Genomic DNA, 14,124 nt, shown 5'->3' with positions numbered 1-14,124 from the left:
CCCGCCGATGATCTCCTCCGAGATTTCTCGGTATTCGGTGTTGCTAAGTACCGGTACTCAGTGTTACTTTGTACCGGTACCCAGCAACACTGAGTACCACCGAATCGAAAGGAGTACCTGATGGGCAAGCAGATGACCGAGATGCTCAAGGGCACTCTGGAGGGCATCGTCCTGGCCCTCCTCGCCGAGCAGCCGGCATACGGGTACGAGATCACCACACGCATCCGAGACCACGGATTCACCGACATCGCCGAAGGCACGATCTACGCACTCCTCGTGCGCATCGAGCAGAAGAACCTCGTCGACGTCGAGAAGGTCCCGAGCGAGAAGGGTCCGCCCCGCAAGGTGTACACCCTGAACGCGCAGGGCCGGCAGGAGCTCGAGGAGTTCTGGAAGACATGGGACTTCCTCGCGCAGCACATCGCACAGCTGAACCCCGACAACGACAACAGCACGAACAAGGAGAACTGACCATGGCCGCGAAGTGGATCGAAGCGATCACCGGATCACTCGAAGAGAAGAAGCTCTACAAGCAGGCGCAGGCCCGCATCAACGCGCTCCCCGAGCCGTACCGCGAGATGGCGAAGGCTCAGCAGCGCTACAACATGTACTACGGCGGGGTCACCGACGGAGACACCATCGTGAAGATGTTCCTCGACATCGCCGACCTGTGGGAGCGCGCCGCACTCGACGGCACCCCGGTCAGCGCGATCGTCGGAGACGACCCGGTCGAGTTCGCCGAGAACTACGCCGCCGCGTACGGCGGACGCCAGTGGATCGACAAGGAGCGCGCGCGCCTCATCAAGGCGTTCGACGACGCGAAGAAGAAGGAGGAGTCATGAAGAATGCAGCCATCTCGGTGCGCGGCATCGAGAAGTCGTACAAGGATCTGCACGTGCTGCGCGGCGTCGACTTCGAGGTCGAGAAGGGCAGCATCTTCGCCCTCCTCGGCTCGAACGGCGCCGGAAAGACCACGATGGTGCGCATCCTCTCCACCCTGCTGAAGTCCGACTCGGGCACAGCAACCGTGCAGGGCATCGACGTCGCGACGAACCCGGTCGGCGTCCGCGAGCGAATCAGTCTCACCGGACAGTTCGCCGCCGTCGACGAGGTCCTCACCGGACGTGAGAACCTGGTGCTGGTCGCGAAGCTGCGCCACCTCCCCGACGCCGGGAAGGTGGCCGACGACCTGCTGACGACCTTCCGCCTGACGGATGCCGGCTCCCGCAAGGTCGGCACCTACTCCGGCGGCATGCGTCGCCGGCTCGACATCGCGATGAGCCTGGTCGGCGACCCCGAGGTCATCTACCTCGACGAGCCGACCACCGGCCTCGATCCCGAAGCCCGCCTCGAGGTGTGGGGCGTGGTCAAGGAGCTCGCGAACAGCGGGACCACGGTGCTCCTCACGACGCAGTACCTCGACGAGGCGGAGCAGCTGGCCGATCGCATCGCGATCCTGCACGAGGGCCGCATCATCGCCAACGACACCCTCGCCGGCCTGAAGCGCCTGCTTCCGGCCGCCAAGGTCGAGTACGTCGAGAAGCAGCCCACCCTGGAGGAGATCTTCCTCACCCTCATCGGCCCCCAGGCCACGACCACGAAGGAGGACGCAGCATGAGCACGCACTTCGCCGCCGACACGGCGACCCTCACCGGCCGCTCCATGCGGCACATCTTCCGCAGTCCCGACACGATCATCACCACGGCGGTCACCCCGATCGCGCTGATGCTCCTGTTCGTGTACGTCTTCGGCGGAGCTCTTCAGCAGAGCACCGGCGCCGAGAACTACGTGAACTACCTGCTGCCCGGCATCCTGCTCATCGCGATCGCGTCGGGCATCGCCTACACGGCGTTCCGGCTGTTCACCGACATGCAGAGCGGCATCTTCGAGCGGTTCCACTCCATGCCGATCGCCCGATCGAGCGTGCTGTGGGCCCACGTGCTCACATCCCTGACGGCGAACGCCATCACGCTGGCGATCATCTTCGGGGTCGGATTCCTGATGGGCTTCCGCACCGGGGCGAGCGTCGGGGCCTGGCTGGCGGTGATCGGCATCCTGATGCTGTTCACCCTGGCACTCACCTGGCTGGCCATCATCGCGGGGCTGAACGCCAAGACGGTCGACGGCGCGAGCGCGTTCTCGTACCCGCTGATCTTCCTGCCGTTCATCAGCTCGGCCTTCGTGCCGACCGACACGATGCCGGCTCCGGTGCAGTGGTTCGCCGACAACCAGCCGGTCACCTCGATCGTCAACACCATCCAGGCGCTGTTCGCCGAGCAGCCGGTTGGCGACGACATCTGGATCGCCCTCGCCTGGTGCGTCGGCATCCTCGTGGTCGCCTACGTGTTCGCGATCATCTCGTACCGGAAGAAGGTCAGCTGATCGACGTCAAGCGAGACGGAACGCTCCGACCGGGGACTCTCCCCGGCCGGGGCGTTTCGCCGCGCTCGGCGCAGTGGCCCCTCAGCGTGGGCATCAGGAGGGGACCGGGTACGCGGAGACCATGAGCAGATAGGCGACGGTGATCGCACCGAGACTCAGACCGATCGCCACGCCGCCAATCACGTGCGGTGATGTTCTCTTGATGAGTGCCATGACGAGCAGGGCAAAGTGAGCGACGACGATTACGATGAGCGCCACTCTCAGACCGTCGATCGCCACGTTAGCGAGATCGTCCCTGCACGAAGATGCGCATCCATCCATCCGCATTGCAGCGAGATAGACGAGAAGTACGCCTCCACAGGCAACCGCGATCTGCGCGAACGCCCAGAGGCCCGCAGCGACGTAGGGTCGTCGCGGTATGCGCTGGATCGGTCCCCAACTGCTCGTCCGTGTCATGAGAAGTCAGTCATCATGTATCGGACAAACGATCGCGGATCGGACATGTAGCTCTTATAGGAGCTATGGATTTGATTGTCAATCGGAGACCCTGCCTGGCAAGCCCAGTCTTTCGCGTAACAGTAGGAACGGATCTTCGGCACCCACTGCGGATTGGTACTCGTACTTCCTTGCGGCCACCCCCAGGACCGGTACTCAGATGAGAGATAGTCCAAGCTGGCCTGCCCTCGGGCCAGGATCCCCTGTCCGGTCTTCACAGAGTCAGGCGAGTTCCAGACCTGACCAGCTTTCCAGGTCGGGTCTCCCCAGACCACTACTGCGCGGACCATCGAACGCGCTTTAGCAGACAAGGTCGGGTAGAAGCCACCGCCGAACTTGATTTCTGACCCCGGGGCGAGCGCGGTGAGGATGACCTGTGCCCCCTGAGAATGCCCGGCCAGCACCACAGCGGGCGGGCTGGCGCAGTGAGAGGCCATCCATTCGAGCTCCGACTGCAACGCTTGCACCCCCGCGGTGATGCTCTGCGCGTAGCCGCCAGCGTCGGAAGCCGGATAGTTGAGGCTTTCAACATAGAGGCCGTACTCGTTCCACGGATCGCTGGGAAGTAGATAGGTGGCCGTGAACTGGCCGACGACATCGCCCATTCCGCCGCTCGTCCAGCCATGACCCGCTTGAGTACTTCCCGCGCCGCCAGGCGCCGAGGTCCCACGGACTCCGATCATCACGGCCCATGCACATTGATTCGTGGTGTTGGTGGCATTTGCGCTCGACCCGCCACTGAGCACAGTTGCAATCACCAAGGCTCCGACGACCACACCAGACTTCAACTTTCGCGCGACCCTGCGCATCATGCTGTCGATAGTCACAATCACTCCGTCTTTCTTCAATGGGATTGAATAATCCACCCACCGTCCCGTAAAGGGGGCATCGGCAGCAATGAAAGACGGTCCGCGTACATCAGCATTCCAGAACGAAACACCTGTTCGCCGAGCAGCCGGTCGGCGACGACATCTGGATCGCCCTCGCCTGGTGCGTCGGCATCCTCGTGGTCGCCTACGTGTTCGCGATCATCTCGTACCGGAAGAAGGTCAGCTGATCGACGTCAAGCGAGACGGAACGCTCCGACCGGAGACTCTCCCCCGGCCGGGGCGTTTCGCCGCGCTCGGCGCAGTGAAGGCGGTCAGGCCTGGGGCAGAGCGGCGACCACGTCGATCTCGACGAGGATGTTCGCGAGCTGCGAGCCCACGGTCGTGCGCACGGGGAACGGCGCGGAGAAGAACTCCTCGTACGCCTCGTTGAACTCCGCGAAGTCGGAGAGGTCCTGCAGGTGCACGGTCGACTTCACGACGTCGTCCATGGTCAGGCCGTGCACGGCGAGCACCTTCTGGATGTTCCGGAGCACCTGTCGGGTCTGGTCGCCGACGCTGGCGGGCACGGCGTGGTCGTTCGCCGCGTCCTGCGGGCCGAACCCCGCGGTGTACAGGAATCCGTTCGCGACCACTCCGTGGCTGTAGGGACCTGCGGGCGTGGGCGCCCCGTCTGCGTAGAATCCGGTCTTCGGCATTTCTCTTTCCTTTCGTTGACGATTCAGGTCTGCAGTGAGCGGCGCAGTCCCCGGCCGGGAAGCGCGCCGGTGAGCTCACCGTCGGCGAGGACGCGGCTGCCGGCGACGAACACATCGTCGATGCCGACCCCGCGTCCGCGCGGATTCTCGTACGTGGCGGTGTCGGCGACGGTCGCCGGATCGACCACGATGAGGTCGGCCACGGCGCCGGCCTCCACCACTCCGCGACGTCCGAGGCCGAAGCGTCGAGCCGGCAGCGTCGAGAGATGGTGCACGGCGTCGGCCCACGTCCAGGTCGACCGCTCCCGCACGTGTTCGCGCAGGAACAACGAGAACGAGCCGGCGGCACGGGGGTGCGGATGCGCGCCGATGAAGATGCCGTCGGAGCCGCCCATGTGAGCGGGGTGCGCGAATATGCGGGCCAGCTCGGCGCCGGAGCGCGGGCTGCGGACGGCCATGACGGCGCTGCACTCGAGGCGAGACGCGGCGAGCGCATCGAGCGCGAAGTCGATCGGGGAGACGCCGATGCGCGTGGCGGCCTCGCGAAGCGTGAGGCCGTGCGCCCACGACAGCTCCGGCGCGGCGAGGTGGGCGAGCGTGATCATGTCGGGCCACTCGGGGCCGAGACTCGCGCTCGTCGCTGCTCGGAGGGTGCACTTCTCACGCAGGGCGACGCGTTGCGACAGATCCGCGATCACCGCGACCGCCTCGGCCACCGGCAGCGCCGCGACCTCCGGGGCAGCAGCGGCATGCCCAGCAGGGTGCACCCCGGGTGTACGGGTATGCGTCGAAGGTCGCATCGACCCCCGCGGCCTCCAGCGCGTCGAGCTGATCGAGCACGATGTCGGCATCGGCGTGGAAGTGTGAGATGTGCACGGGAAGCTCGGCGCCCGCTTCGGCCGCGGCGAAGCGCGAGATCTGGGCGATCTCCGACGTGCCGGCCGCGGTGTTCGCCTCATATCCTCCGCGCATGTGCGTCACGTACACGCCTCCGGCTTCGGCCACTGGCGCGCACAGAGCGGCGATCTCGGCGGCGTCCTGGAAGATGCCCGGCGTGTAGTCCAGCCCGGTCGACAGGCCGAGGGCGCCGTCGCTCATGCCCTGAGCGACCAGGGCCTGCATGTGTCGGCGCTGATCCTCGGTCGCCGGCCGATCCTCCCGTCCGCACACCTCGAAGCGCACGGTGCCCGCCGGCACGAGGTATCCCGCGTTCACCGCCGAGGTTCCGTCGACGGATGCCAGGTACGCATCCACACCGCCTCCCCGGTAGGTGGGGTGCGGCCCGTTGATCGCGGCGAAGTACTCGGAGGCGTACTCACCAGCGCCCGGGGCGTACGACACGCCGTCCTGCCCGGCGATCACGCAGGTCACACCCTGGCGCAGGAGGGACAGCGTCACATCGGCGTCGCTCAGCAGGCCATCGGCGTGGGAGTGCGCGTCGATGAATCCCGGGAGGATGAGACGATCCGAGACGTCGACCACCTCGTCACCGGGGCGCGCCTCGATGTGACCGACGTCCGTGACGCGCTCTCCCTCGATCGCGACGTCGGCACGCACGAGGCCCGTCGCGTCGACGACGGAACCACCGCGCAGGATCACCCGGCTCATCACTGCACCCTCAGAAGTACGTGCGGACGAGGCCCGTGACCACGTCGGAGTCGGCGGATTCGACGACCGGCAGCACCCGCCACTTGTCGAAGGCGGTGCAGGGGTGCGACAGGCCGAGACGCACGACGGAGCCGATCGCCAGCGCCTGCTCCGTGCGCACGTAGGAATGCTGATCGTTCATCGCCGAGACCTCTGCCTGCAGCGGTTGCCAGGGGCCGGTCACGCCGGGAGCCGAGGCGCGCGGGATCGGCAGCCCCTCGTCGTAGGGCAGATCCCGCTTGCCGGCGTCGACGAGGGCCAAGCCGGGCTCCGGCGCCGACACGACCCGCGCGATTCCGTGCATCGCGTTCACGAAACGCGGGGAGGCCTCCGTGTGCTCTGCTCCCTCGTCGAAGGGCGAGATGCCGCGATAGAAGCCATCGTCGTGCACGATGTAGGCGCCGGAGCGGAGGGTGAAGTGCGTACGATCATCGCGCGCCGCCGTCGCCCAGACATCGGCGACGACATCGAAGTACGCGCTACCCCCGGCGGTCACGAACAACTCGCCGTCGTCATAGAGCGGCGTGATCGCGGCGTGCAGTTCGAGCTGCGATTCCAGGTACGCGCGCACGGCCGCGAGGGACGCGGGTGTGCGATCGTGCGCGAGGCTCCCCTCGTAGCCGGCCACCCCGGCGAGGCGCAGCACCGCGGAGGCGGCGATGCGCTCGGCGACACGAAACGCCTCTTCGATGGACCGCGCGCCGGTGCGACCGCCCGCGCCACCGAGCTCGACGCAGACATCGACCGGACGCGGCGTCCCGGTGGAGAACAGAGCCTCCTCCATCGCCTCGACCGTCGCGATCGAGTCGACCCAGCTCACGAACCGGAACCCCGGATCCGCCAGCTCCTGCGCCAGCCACGCCAGCGCAGGTCGATCGACGGCAGCATTCGCGAGCATCACCGACTCCACGCCCAGATCGCGGGCGGTACGCACCTGACCCATGGTCGCGAACGTGATCCCGAGCGCCCCGGCATCCGTCTGACGGTTCCACAGCGCCGGCGCCATCGTGGTCTTGCCATGCGGCATGAGGTCGAGCCCTCGGTCTGCGCACCACTGCGCCATCGTCGCCACGTTCGCCCGCATCGCCGCGTCGTCGAGCACGATCAGCGGCGTCCAGAACTCGTCGAGGCGAGGCTCGGTGGCGAGGAACTCCGCAGCCGTGAGACCCGCCGCCCGCTGGGGAAGACCCTTGTCGCGTGCGGTGAGGACGTCGGCATCACCGTGCGTCATTGCGAGGCACCCGTCTTGACCGAGGCGGTCGGAACCTCGTGCAGTCGCCCGGCACCTTCGACATCGGGCTGGATCGATGCGACCAGCGTGGCGATCACACCGACCACCGCGATCACCGCCGCGTAGACGACGACCGGCCAGAAGGCACCCCCCGCGGCCGCGACCAGCGCGGTGCAGATGAGCGGAGCGAGGCCGCCACCGAAGGTGTTGGAGAACTGGTACCCGATGTTGACGCCGGTGGTGCGCGCCTCCGGGTCGAACATCTCGACCAGCATCGTCGAGAGCGTCGCCTGCATCGCCACGCCGAACACGACGAAGCCGAGGATCTGGCCGAGCCAGATCAGCCACATGTTCCCCGTGTCGAACAGCATGAAGGCCGGGTAGACCATGGCCGCAAAGCCGAGGCAGCCGATGATGTAGACGGTGCGGCGGCCGATGCGGTCGGAGATCGCACCCCACAGCGGGGCGACGACGATCTGCAGCAGTCCCACGAGCATGGTGCCGGCAAAGCCGAACCACACCGGGATGTCCTTGTCGGTCAGCATGTACGCGAGACCGTAGGTGAGCACGACGTATCCGGCGATCGACTGCGGCAGGCCGATGAGGATGCCCATGATCGCGTTCTTCGGGTGCCGGAACGCCTCGACGAGCGGGTTGGGCTTCTTGCCGGTGGTGGCGAGGAGCAGCGTCTGGGTCTCGGTGAAGGCGTCGGACTCCTCGAGCTGACGACGAAGGATGATCGCGGCGATCGCGAGCACGATCGAGAAGACGAACGGGATGCGCCAGCCCCACTGGAGGAACCAGGATTCGGGAGCGAGGCCGAGACCGGCCATCAGACCACCCGACACCACGTTGGCGATGCCCGCTCCACTGATGAGGAACGCACCGTAGAGTCCGCGCTTGCCGGTCGGCGCTGCTTCGACGACCATCGTGGCCGCTCCGCCCATCTCGCCGCCGACGAAGAACCCTTGGAAGAGTCGGCACAGCACGAGCAGCAACGGTGCGGCGATGCCGATCACCTGGTCGGACGGGATGAGGCCGATGCCCGTCGTCGCGAGCCCCATGCCGATGACGGTGCTCATCAGCACGACCTTGCGGCCCTTGCGGTCACCGACGATCCCCCAGATGATCCCTCCGACCGGACGGAGGAAGAACCCGACGGCGAACGTCGCGAACGAGTTGAGCTCGGCGATGAGCGGATCGTTCGAGGAGAAGAACACCGCGGGAAAGACGACAGCGGCTGCGAGGCCGTAGAGGTAGTAGTCGTAGTACTCGATCAGCGTGCCGATCGCGCCTCCGGCGATCGTCTTGCGCTGCTTCGGGGTCAAGCCAGATGAAGCGACAGTGGCCATCCGGGGCTCCTTGCTCGGTTGATGCGCGCCCGCATCCGTTGCGGTCGGCCTCGACGGATCGTCTCGGGCGTGGCTAAACTAACAGCGAAATAGACATTCTGTCTATCTCCCGAATTTTTTGTACGCCTGTATCGTTGCTCTCGATTGGAGTCACCATGCCGACATCGACGACAACGGAGAACGCGGTCGCAGCCCTCGCCGACGACCTCGCGCGGGAGACCTACGAGAGCGCCGAGGAGGTGCTCCGCCTCTATCGGCCGGTGCTGCGAGCGCTCGCCACCGCCGCTGGCCCCACGGTCGAGGTCGTGCTCCACAACCTCGACGGCACCGACGTCGACCTCGGCCACACGATCATGGCCATCGAGAACGGACACGTCACGGGTCGCGCCGTCGGCGGCCCGTCCACCTCGCTCGGCCTGGATGTGCTCAAGGACCGGCGCGGGAACCACGACGCGTTCGGTTACACGGGTTACACGAGCGACGGACGGGAGCTCCGGTGCTCCTCGGTGTACTTCCACAACCGCGCCGGTGACATCATCGCTTCGCTGTGCGTCAACGTCGACCTCAGCCCGCTGCTGCTCGCCCGCACGACGCTCGATGCACTGCTGCCCTCTCCCGTGCCGGCCGATGCCCCGAAGGAGCACTTCGGAGCCGACCTCGTGTCGGTCATGGATTCGATGATCACCGAGGCCATCCGCGAGATCGGCCGCCCGGTCGAGAGCATGTCGCGCGACGACAAGATCACGGTGCTGGAGCGACTCGACCAGCGCGGTGCGACGCAGATGCGCAAGTCCGTCGAGGCGATCGCGAAGCGGCTCGGCATCTCGCGCGTGACCGCCTACTCCTACCTGGAAGAGGCCAGGACGCGATGACGAGGAAAGGCATGACCATGGACAACTCCGGCTTCGAGGAGCTCTTCGACGGCGCACCGCTGATGGCGATCCTCCGCGGCATGGGCGTCGAACGCAGTCTCGCCGTGTCGACCACCGCGTGGGACCTCGGGATCGACGTCGTCGAACTGCCCATCCAGACCGCGGAAGACCTGGAGGCGCTGCGTGTCGTCGCTGCAGCCGGACGCGAGCGCGGCAAGGCCGTCGGTGCGGGCACCGTGGTGTCGGTCGAGCACGTCGCCCAGGCCGCATCCGCCGGAGCGGTGTTCACCGTCAGCCCCGGACTCGACCTCGAGGTCGTCCGCGCCTCCCACGACGCGGGGCTCATCAGCATGCCGGGTGTCGCCACGGCGAGCGAGGTGCAGTCGGCCCTCGGAGCGGGACTCACCTGGGTGAAGGCCTTCCCCGCGTCGGTGCTGGGCCCGCAGTGGCTCACCGCGATGCGCGGTCCTTTCCCGCAGGCGCGCTTCGTGACGACGGGCGGCATGCACGCCGGCAACGCCGACGAGTACCTCCGCGCGGGCGCCAGTGTCGTCGCCGTCGGGTCGGCGCTCGAAGACCCCGCTCAGCTGCCGCAGCTCGCTGCACTCCTCGGCACCGCGGCCCGCGCATGACCGATCTCGGTGCGCGGCTCGCCCACGTCGATGCGCGCCTCGCGTATGAGATCGACGTGGTCGCAGCGCGCGAGGCGGTCGAGGCAGGGGAGGCGGTGCTGGTCGACACGCGACGCCTCGAGTCGTGGCGCCACGGCCACATCGCCGGAGCCCTGCACCTGCCCAAGACCGAGATCGCATCCGGGATCGAGTCGCTGCCCCGCGACCGCACGATCGTCGTCTACGGCTGGGGTCCCGGATGCAACGGCGGCACCTCGACCGCACGGACGCTGCTCGCCGCCGGCCTCGACGTCAGGGAACTGCTCGGAGGATACGAGTACTGGGTGCGCAACGGCTTCGACACCGAGTCGCACGGCGTCGTGTCCCACCAGTCGCCCGATCCTCTGGTCACAGCCGAGAGCTGACCAGGGCACGAGGTCGCAGCGAAGGTCAAGAACCACGACCCCCGCACGGGATGGTCCCGACGATCGCCCAGTGATCCGACCCCCTGACCGATCGATCCACGAGATAGGTCGCATCAGCGGCGCGATACCCGTCGCCGAGCATGAAGCGGTCGATCGCGATGCCGAACAGCGGAGGCAACAGGGTCGGCCACGTCGCGGCCGCGCCCGCACCATGCGCTGACGCGACGTCGGCGCAGGTTCCGACCCCCGCGGACCCGAGGCTGTTCACTGTCGAATTGAAGTCCCCGATCACGCCGATATACCTCTCCTCGGCGCACATCGCACGTATCCACCTCAGATGCATCTTCCACGTGTCGACGCTCGCAACAGCCGGCTGCTGAACGTGGACGCCGACGATCACAGGGTTCGCCGCTGCGGCGTTGTCGGGGCGGACGACGGTGCCGGCCCACGGCGGCGCCGAGTCATCGAGCGAGTATCCACCCGACTCGGCCAGACTCGCACTCAGGATGACCGTCGTGGTCGATGACTCCGGCGCGAACGCCACATTCGCGAACCCTCTTCGTGCGAGTTCTTCAGCGACGCTCGCCCCCGCGAGCCACCCTGTCTCCGGCAGAACCACCACGGCTGCGTCTGCGCGCTCGATCCTGGGGATGAGCTGCTCGGCGATGGTGCCGGCGTCGGCATCGCCGGCATTCCATGACACGAATGCGATCCCGTCACCCGGTACCGGCGCCGACCCGTCTGATAGGCCCTGTGTGAGGCAGCGGGCGCCGAACAGCACGCCAACCAGGCCTGAGGCGACGGCGAGGATCAACCAGCCGCGGCGCCCGTGACGCACGCTGAAAAGTGCTACGACGATCGCCACAACGATCCCGAGGGTCGCCATCTCCGCGTCAACTGCGACCAGTGACGACAGAATCGGCAACTCGCGCATCGGAGTGTAAGGGACGGCCCACAGCGCCACGCCGACACCGACGATTCCGACGCCAGCGACGATTCTCCCGCGCATCAGCACCTAGAAACGGAGCCATTTGATTCCGCCTCGTAACTATGATAAGTAACATGTTACACAATATTGATCGAGGGGGATCGGATGAAGTCCCACCAAAACCGCTTCTCGAAGGTCGCCACGGCGCTGGGTGTGAGCACGGCATTGGTCTCCTACTGCCCACAGCCGCATACGCCGAGGGGACATGGGAGAGCTATATCGCTCAAGCGCAGCCGGGCTTCACAAGCCGACAGTGGCCCGATAAGAATCTCGACGGCACCTCCACTTCGGTAACGCTCTCCAGCTGTAAGGCGAATTACGGAGGCAGTGCAGCCGGCACCTTGGGAATTACGTCCATCAAACTTGGGCTGTACACAGGCATCGGCTGCGTCTCGTGGTGGTACATCAGCGCCGTCAGGTCGCGCCATTCACGTCCGCCACGGACCTTGATCATGCCCGCGCCGAACTCCAACCGGAACACCAGCCACCAGAACAGCACGATCACGACCGTCGGCGGCGGCTGGTCGTTCGAACCGAGGAACGCCGCGAGGAACCCGGCCTCCAGAAGCAGCATCTCCCAGCCGAAGGAGTAGAAGGTCTGTCCGATGCTGACGATCGACATGTACCCGAGCCACAGCGCGAGGAAGCACAGCATCGGCACCCAGGGAGGACCCCACTGCGGGATGCCGATGAGGAGGACCGCCGAGACCGCGATGCCCCCCGCGCACAGGACGACGAGGCGCTGGTCGGTGTAGCGGATGCGCGAGAAGAGGGTCGGGTGCAGCATCCGCCGCCGCTCCGGCTTCTGCCCGACCCATTCGAGGAGGGCGGGCGCGGGCAGAAGGCCTCGCTCTCCGAGGAGCGGCCGGAACTGGTTCAAGGTCGAGACGAACGCGACGAGGTACAGCGCCGCGATGCCCCGCTGCAGCACCTCGCGCGCGAATCCGAAGTCGACTGCGGCGAAACCGTCCACGCGCTCAGGCTACGCCCCGACGCGAAAGCTCCCGTCGCATTCTCTGTCGGAAGCGACGAGGAGTGCGACGGGAGCGAACCCGTGAAGCGCTGGTCAGATGTACGAGCCGTCGGGTTGCGGGAAGAAGCCGATGTGGCTGTAGAACACGGTGAGCGACAGCAGGATCCACAGCAGTCCGAGGCACCACGCGAACACGGCGAAGATGCGCGCGACCCACACGCTTTCTCGGACGAACGGAGCGAGGACGGCGGTCACGCCGGTACAGATGTAGAGCACCATCATCAGAAGCGGCTCCAGCAGACTGCCGGCCATGAGGCGTGCGAGCGGCTCGATGTCGGGCGGCCGCCACATGCATACGAACGGAAGCGTTTGATTTCGCCGCGTCATCGTGATAGGTAACATGTTACATAACTACGATCCAGGGGAATCGGATGAAGCCGCGGGATCAAACTACCGAAATGTCAGAAACGGGGGTGACTATTCATGACCGTTGCAAATGCAGAAATCAACGACCTGATCGCTGAGATCGAGTCGATCGACATCAGCGCTCCGTCCGCGGACTGGAAGCCTGCCAGCTGGTGAGTAGTGGCGCCTACCCCTCATCCACGAGGGGTAGGCGCTCCCCATGTCAGGAATCGGCTAAGAGGTAGAGAGTGCTGTTCATAGCTGCCGGCGGTCCTGGAGACCTGGTCGCCGCGGGCATTCTTGCCCGACAGCGGATAACGGAGTCGACATTCGCGACGTTCCTCTGGGAACGATCCGCGAGAGCAGCCGGCCCCATCCGCATCACATCCGTCTACGGGCTCGACCGCGACCGGCTCGGAATGCGTGCGACTCCACAGACGCAGATTGCAGGCAGTCGAACTCAGCTCAGTGACATCGCGCAGCTGCTGTCGGGGGAAACGTACGTGCTGGACGCGGACAACCTCGAAGGGGCACAGACGAGCCTCTCGAGGTTGCTCGCTTCAGACGATGACGGTCGGATAGCGGTTGTTGATGCGGGCGGCGATGTACTCGGCCAACGAGACCACGATGGGCTTCGGAGCCCACTCCTCGAAGCCACGACGCTGAGCATTCTCTCGGACATGGGTGCGCTTCCGGTCAGCGAGGTCGTTGTCGTCGGACCGGGCCTCGACAACGAGCTCACGGTCACTGAGATCGATTCGAGACGTCCGCATTGACCCCAGGAGCCGATTGGGAATGCAACGGGCGCGGAGACGCAGAGGATCTGCTTCATGCTTTCGCCGGTATCGACTCAGAGACGTCACGGCTGTGGTTGCATGCCCTGTTGGGTCTCCGCGGCCGCGTATGGTGCGACAGCACCGGCAGCCCCCTGATGATGACCGCGAGATCAGCCGAGGTCATCTCGGTCTCTGCGCGTGAAGTGCACGCGACGGGGCCGGCCGCACTGGTCCCATCAGGAGCGGGATCGATCCGCGATGTGAACGCCGCGCTGACGTCTGCCGGATACGTTGACGAACTCTTCGAGACCAGCGTCAGACCCGTCTTCCCGCCCGAAAGACAGCGAGAGCAACTTCGGAGCCGAATCCGTCCAGGTGATCATGTGACTGAGCGATTCGCGAGCCGTTTCGGCGTAGACGAATGGGCCGTCCTTCGGCCCAT

At 66.1% G+C, this 14,124-nt stretch carries 17 protein-coding genes and 2 pseudogenes; 9 read left to right on the top strand and 10 right to left on the bottom strand.

The window, feature by feature from the left end; genetic code table 11:
- The first annotated feature begins 120 nt into the window (after nt 1-120).
- The 4 genes from G4G29_RS00855 to G4G29_RS00840 are packed head-to-tail and all read left to right on the top strand — an operon-like array spanning nt 121 to nt 2,382.
- Nucleotides 121-471 (top strand): PadR family transcriptional regulator, encoded by a 351-nt coding sequence (locus G4G29_RS00855; protein ID WP_183151505.1) that lies wholly within the window; start codon nt 121-123, stop codon nt 469-471.
- Between the two features lie 2 nt (nt 472-473).
- Nucleotides 474-842, top strand: a complete 369-nt coding sequence (locus G4G29_RS00850; protein WP_183151504.1) for a DUF1048 domain-containing protein — start codon at nt 474-476, stop codon at nt 840-842.
- Complete coding sequence (locus G4G29_RS00845; RefSeq protein WP_183151503.1) at nt 839-1,618, top strand: ATP-binding cassette domain-containing protein; 780 nt, start codon at nt 839-841, stop codon at nt 1,616-1,618. The genes G4G29_RS00850 and G4G29_RS00845 overlap by 4 nt, the downstream gene beginning before the upstream one ends.
- Entirely contained in the window at nt 1,615-2,382 is a 768-nt protein-coding gene (locus tag G4G29_RS00840) for an ABC transporter permease (protein WP_183151502.1), read from the top strand. Before G4G29_RS00845 ends, G4G29_RS00840 begins: the two co-directional genes overlap by 4 nt.
- Before the next feature lie 93 nt (nt 2,383-2,475).
- Here the strand turns inward: G4G29_RS00840 and G4G29_RS00835 are convergent, their stop codons facing one another.
- Both G4G29_RS00835 and G4G29_RS00830 read right to left on the bottom strand, forming a co-directional pair.
- A complete protein-coding gene (locus G4G29_RS00835; protein WP_183151501.1) occupies nt 2,476-2,640 on the bottom strand; it encodes a hypothetical protein in 165 nt (54 codons plus the stop codon).
- Nucleotides 2,641-2,834: 194 nt separating this feature from the next.
- Nucleotides 2,835-3,743: a cutinase family protein gene (locus G4G29_RS00830; protein ID WP_183151500.1), complete on the bottom strand. Its 909-nt coding sequence runs from the start codon at nt 3,741-3,743 to the stop codon at nt 2,835-2,837.
- 74 nt (nt 3,744-3,817) lie between these two features.
- On the opposite strand from G4G29_RS00830, the pseudogene G4G29_RS20430 reads away from it, so the two are divergent.
- Nucleotides 3,818-3,934, top strand: a pseudogene (locus G4G29_RS20430) (ABC transporter permease); the annotation flags it as partial.
- An 84-nt stretch (nt 3,935-4,018) separates the two neighbouring features.
- Here the strand turns inward: G4G29_RS20430 and G4G29_RS00825 are convergent.
- Genes G4G29_RS00825 through G4G29_RS00805 form a run of 5 tightly spaced genes read right to left on the bottom strand, consistent with a single transcriptional unit; the run spans nt 4,019 to nt 8,632 of the window.
- Complete coding sequence (locus G4G29_RS00825) at nt 4,019-4,402, bottom strand: RidA family protein (protein WP_183151499.1); 384 nt, start codon at nt 4,400-4,402, stop codon at nt 4,019-4,021.
- A gap of 23 nt (nt 4,403-4,425) precedes the next feature.
- Nucleotides 4,426-5,100, bottom strand: coding sequence for an amidohydrolase family protein (locus G4G29_RS00820; RefSeq protein WP_183151498.1), 675 nt, complete (start codon nt 5,098-5,100; stop codon nt 4,426-4,428).
- A complete protein-coding gene (locus G4G29_RS00815; protein ID WP_183151497.1) occupies nt 5,063-6,010 on the bottom strand; it encodes an amidohydrolase family protein in 948 nt (315 codons plus the stop codon). The genes G4G29_RS00820 and G4G29_RS00815 overlap by 38 nt, the downstream gene beginning before the upstream one ends.
- Nucleotides 6,011-6,020: 10 nt before the next feature.
- Nucleotides 6,021-7,280: an alanine racemase gene (locus G4G29_RS00810; RefSeq protein WP_183151496.1), complete on the bottom strand. Its 1,260-nt coding sequence runs from the start codon at nt 7,278-7,280 to the stop codon at nt 6,021-6,023.
- Nucleotides 7,277-8,632: an MFS transporter gene (locus G4G29_RS00805; RefSeq protein ID WP_183151495.1), complete on the bottom strand. Its 1,356-nt coding sequence runs from the start codon at nt 8,630-8,632 to the stop codon at nt 7,277-7,279. Before G4G29_RS00805 ends, G4G29_RS00810 begins: the two co-directional genes overlap by 4 nt.
- Before the next feature lie 155 nt (nt 8,633-8,787).
- On the opposite strand from G4G29_RS00805, the gene G4G29_RS00800 reads away from it, so the two are divergent.
- The 3 genes from G4G29_RS00800 to G4G29_RS00790 are packed head-to-tail and all read left to right on the top strand — an operon-like array spanning nt 8,788 to nt 10,540.
- Complete coding sequence (locus G4G29_RS00800; RefSeq protein WP_183151494.1) at nt 8,788-9,504, top strand: PAS domain-containing protein; 717 nt, start codon at nt 8,788-8,790, stop codon at nt 9,502-9,504.
- Nucleotides 9,505-9,515: 11 nt separating this feature from the next.
- Nucleotides 9,516-10,136 carry a bifunctional 4-hydroxy-2-oxoglutarate aldolase/2-dehydro-3-deoxy-phosphogluconate aldolase gene (locus G4G29_RS00795; RefSeq protein ID WP_202045457.1) on the top strand — a complete coding sequence of 207 codons (621 nt, stop codon included), beginning with the start codon at nt 9,516-9,518 and terminating at the stop codon, nt 10,134-10,136.
- Nucleotides 10,133-10,540 carry a rhodanese-like domain-containing protein gene (locus G4G29_RS00790; RefSeq protein WP_183151493.1) on the top strand — a complete coding sequence of 136 codons (408 nt, stop codon included), beginning with the start codon at nt 10,133-10,135 and terminating at the stop codon, nt 10,538-10,540. Before G4G29_RS00795 ends, G4G29_RS00790 begins: the two co-directional genes overlap by 4 nt.
- A gap of 25 nt (nt 10,541-10,565) precedes the next feature.
- Here the strand turns inward: G4G29_RS00790 and G4G29_RS00785 are convergent, their stop codons facing one another.
- The 3 genes and pseudogenes from G4G29_RS00785 to G4G29_RS00775 form a co-directional block, all read right to left on the bottom strand.
- Nucleotides 10,566-11,549, bottom strand: coding sequence for an endonuclease/exonuclease/phosphatase family protein (locus G4G29_RS00785; protein WP_183151492.1), 984 nt, complete (start codon nt 11,547-11,549; stop codon nt 10,566-10,568).
- Nucleotides 11,550-11,904: 355 nt separating this feature from the next.
- Nucleotides 11,905-12,501: pseudogene (locus tag G4G29_RS00780) on the bottom strand (lipase maturation factor family protein); the annotation flags it as partial.
- A gap of 93 nt (nt 12,502-12,594) precedes the next feature.
- The gene (locus tag G4G29_RS00775; protein ID WP_183151491.1) at nt 12,595-12,852 is read right to left on the bottom strand and encodes a hypothetical protein; all 258 of its coding nucleotides are present in this window, start codon (nt 12,850-12,852) and stop codon (nt 12,595-12,597) included.
- Between the two features lie 302 nt (nt 12,853-13,154).
- Here G4G29_RS00775 and G4G29_RS00770 point away from each other — a divergent pair, with 302 nt between their 5' ends.
- Nucleotides 13,155-13,682, top strand: a complete 528-nt coding sequence (locus G4G29_RS00770; protein WP_183151490.1) for a DUF1152 domain-containing protein — start codon at nt 13,155-13,157, stop codon at nt 13,680-13,682.
- The last annotated feature ends 442 nt before the right edge of the window (nt 13,683-14,124 follow it).

Source organism: Microbacterium sp. Se63.02b (assembly GCF_014171575.1).
Taxonomy (GTDB): domain Bacteria; phylum Actinomycetota; class Actinomycetes; order Actinomycetales; family Microbacteriaceae; genus Microbacterium.
This window is presented reverse-complemented; position numbering and strand designations above follow the sequence as displayed.

Excerpts from the sequence above, each read along its gene's own strand:
- G4G29_RS00855 (WP_183151505.1), top strand. The coding sequence starts at position 121 with ATGGGCAAGCAGATGACCGAGATGCTCAAGGGCACTCTGGAGGGCATC.
- G4G29_RS00850 (WP_183151504.1), top strand. The coding sequence starts at position 474 with ATGGCCGCGAAGTGGATCGAAGCGATCACCGGATCACTCGAAGAGAAG.
- G4G29_RS00845 (WP_183151503.1), top strand. The coding sequence starts at position 839 with ATGAAGAATGCAGCCATCTCGGTGCGCGGCATCGAGAAGTCGTACAAG.
- G4G29_RS00840 (WP_183151502.1), top strand. The coding sequence starts at position 1,615 with ATGAGCACGCACTTCGCCGCCGACACGGCGACCCTCACCGGCCGCTCC.
- G4G29_RS00825 (WP_183151499.1), bottom strand. The coding sequence starts at position 4,402 with ATGCCGAAGACCGGATTCTACGCAGACGGGGCGCCCACGCCCGCAGGT.
- G4G29_RS00815 (WP_183151497.1), bottom strand. The coding sequence starts at position 6,010 with ATGAGCCGGGTGATCCTGCGCGGTGGTTCCGTCGTCGACGCGACGGGC.
- G4G29_RS00810 (WP_183151496.1), bottom strand. The coding sequence starts at position 7,280 with ATGACGCACGGTGATGCCGACGTCCTCACCGCACGCGACAAGGGTCTT.
- G4G29_RS00805 (WP_183151495.1), bottom strand. The coding sequence starts at position 8,632 with ATGGCCACTGTCGCTTCATCTGGCTTGACCCCGAAGCAGCGCAAGACG.
- G4G29_RS00800 (WP_183151494.1), top strand. The coding sequence starts at position 8,788 with ATGCCGACATCGACGACAACGGAGAACGCGGTCGCAGCCCTCGCCGAC.
- G4G29_RS00795 (WP_202045457.1), top strand. The coding sequence starts at position 9,516 with ATGACCATGGACAACTCCGGCTTCGAGGAGCTCTTCGACGGCGCACCG.
- G4G29_RS00790 (WP_183151493.1), top strand. The coding sequence starts at position 10,133 with ATGACCGATCTCGGTGCGCGGCTCGCCCACGTCGATGCGCGCCTCGCG.
- G4G29_RS00785 (WP_183151492.1), bottom strand. The coding sequence starts at position 11,549 with ATGCGCGGGAGAATCGTCGCTGGCGTCGGAATCGTCGGTGTCGGCGTG.
- G4G29_RS00775 (WP_183151491.1), bottom strand. The coding sequence starts at position 12,852 with ATGTGGCGGCCGCCCGACATCGAGCCGCTCGCACGCCTCATGGCCGGC.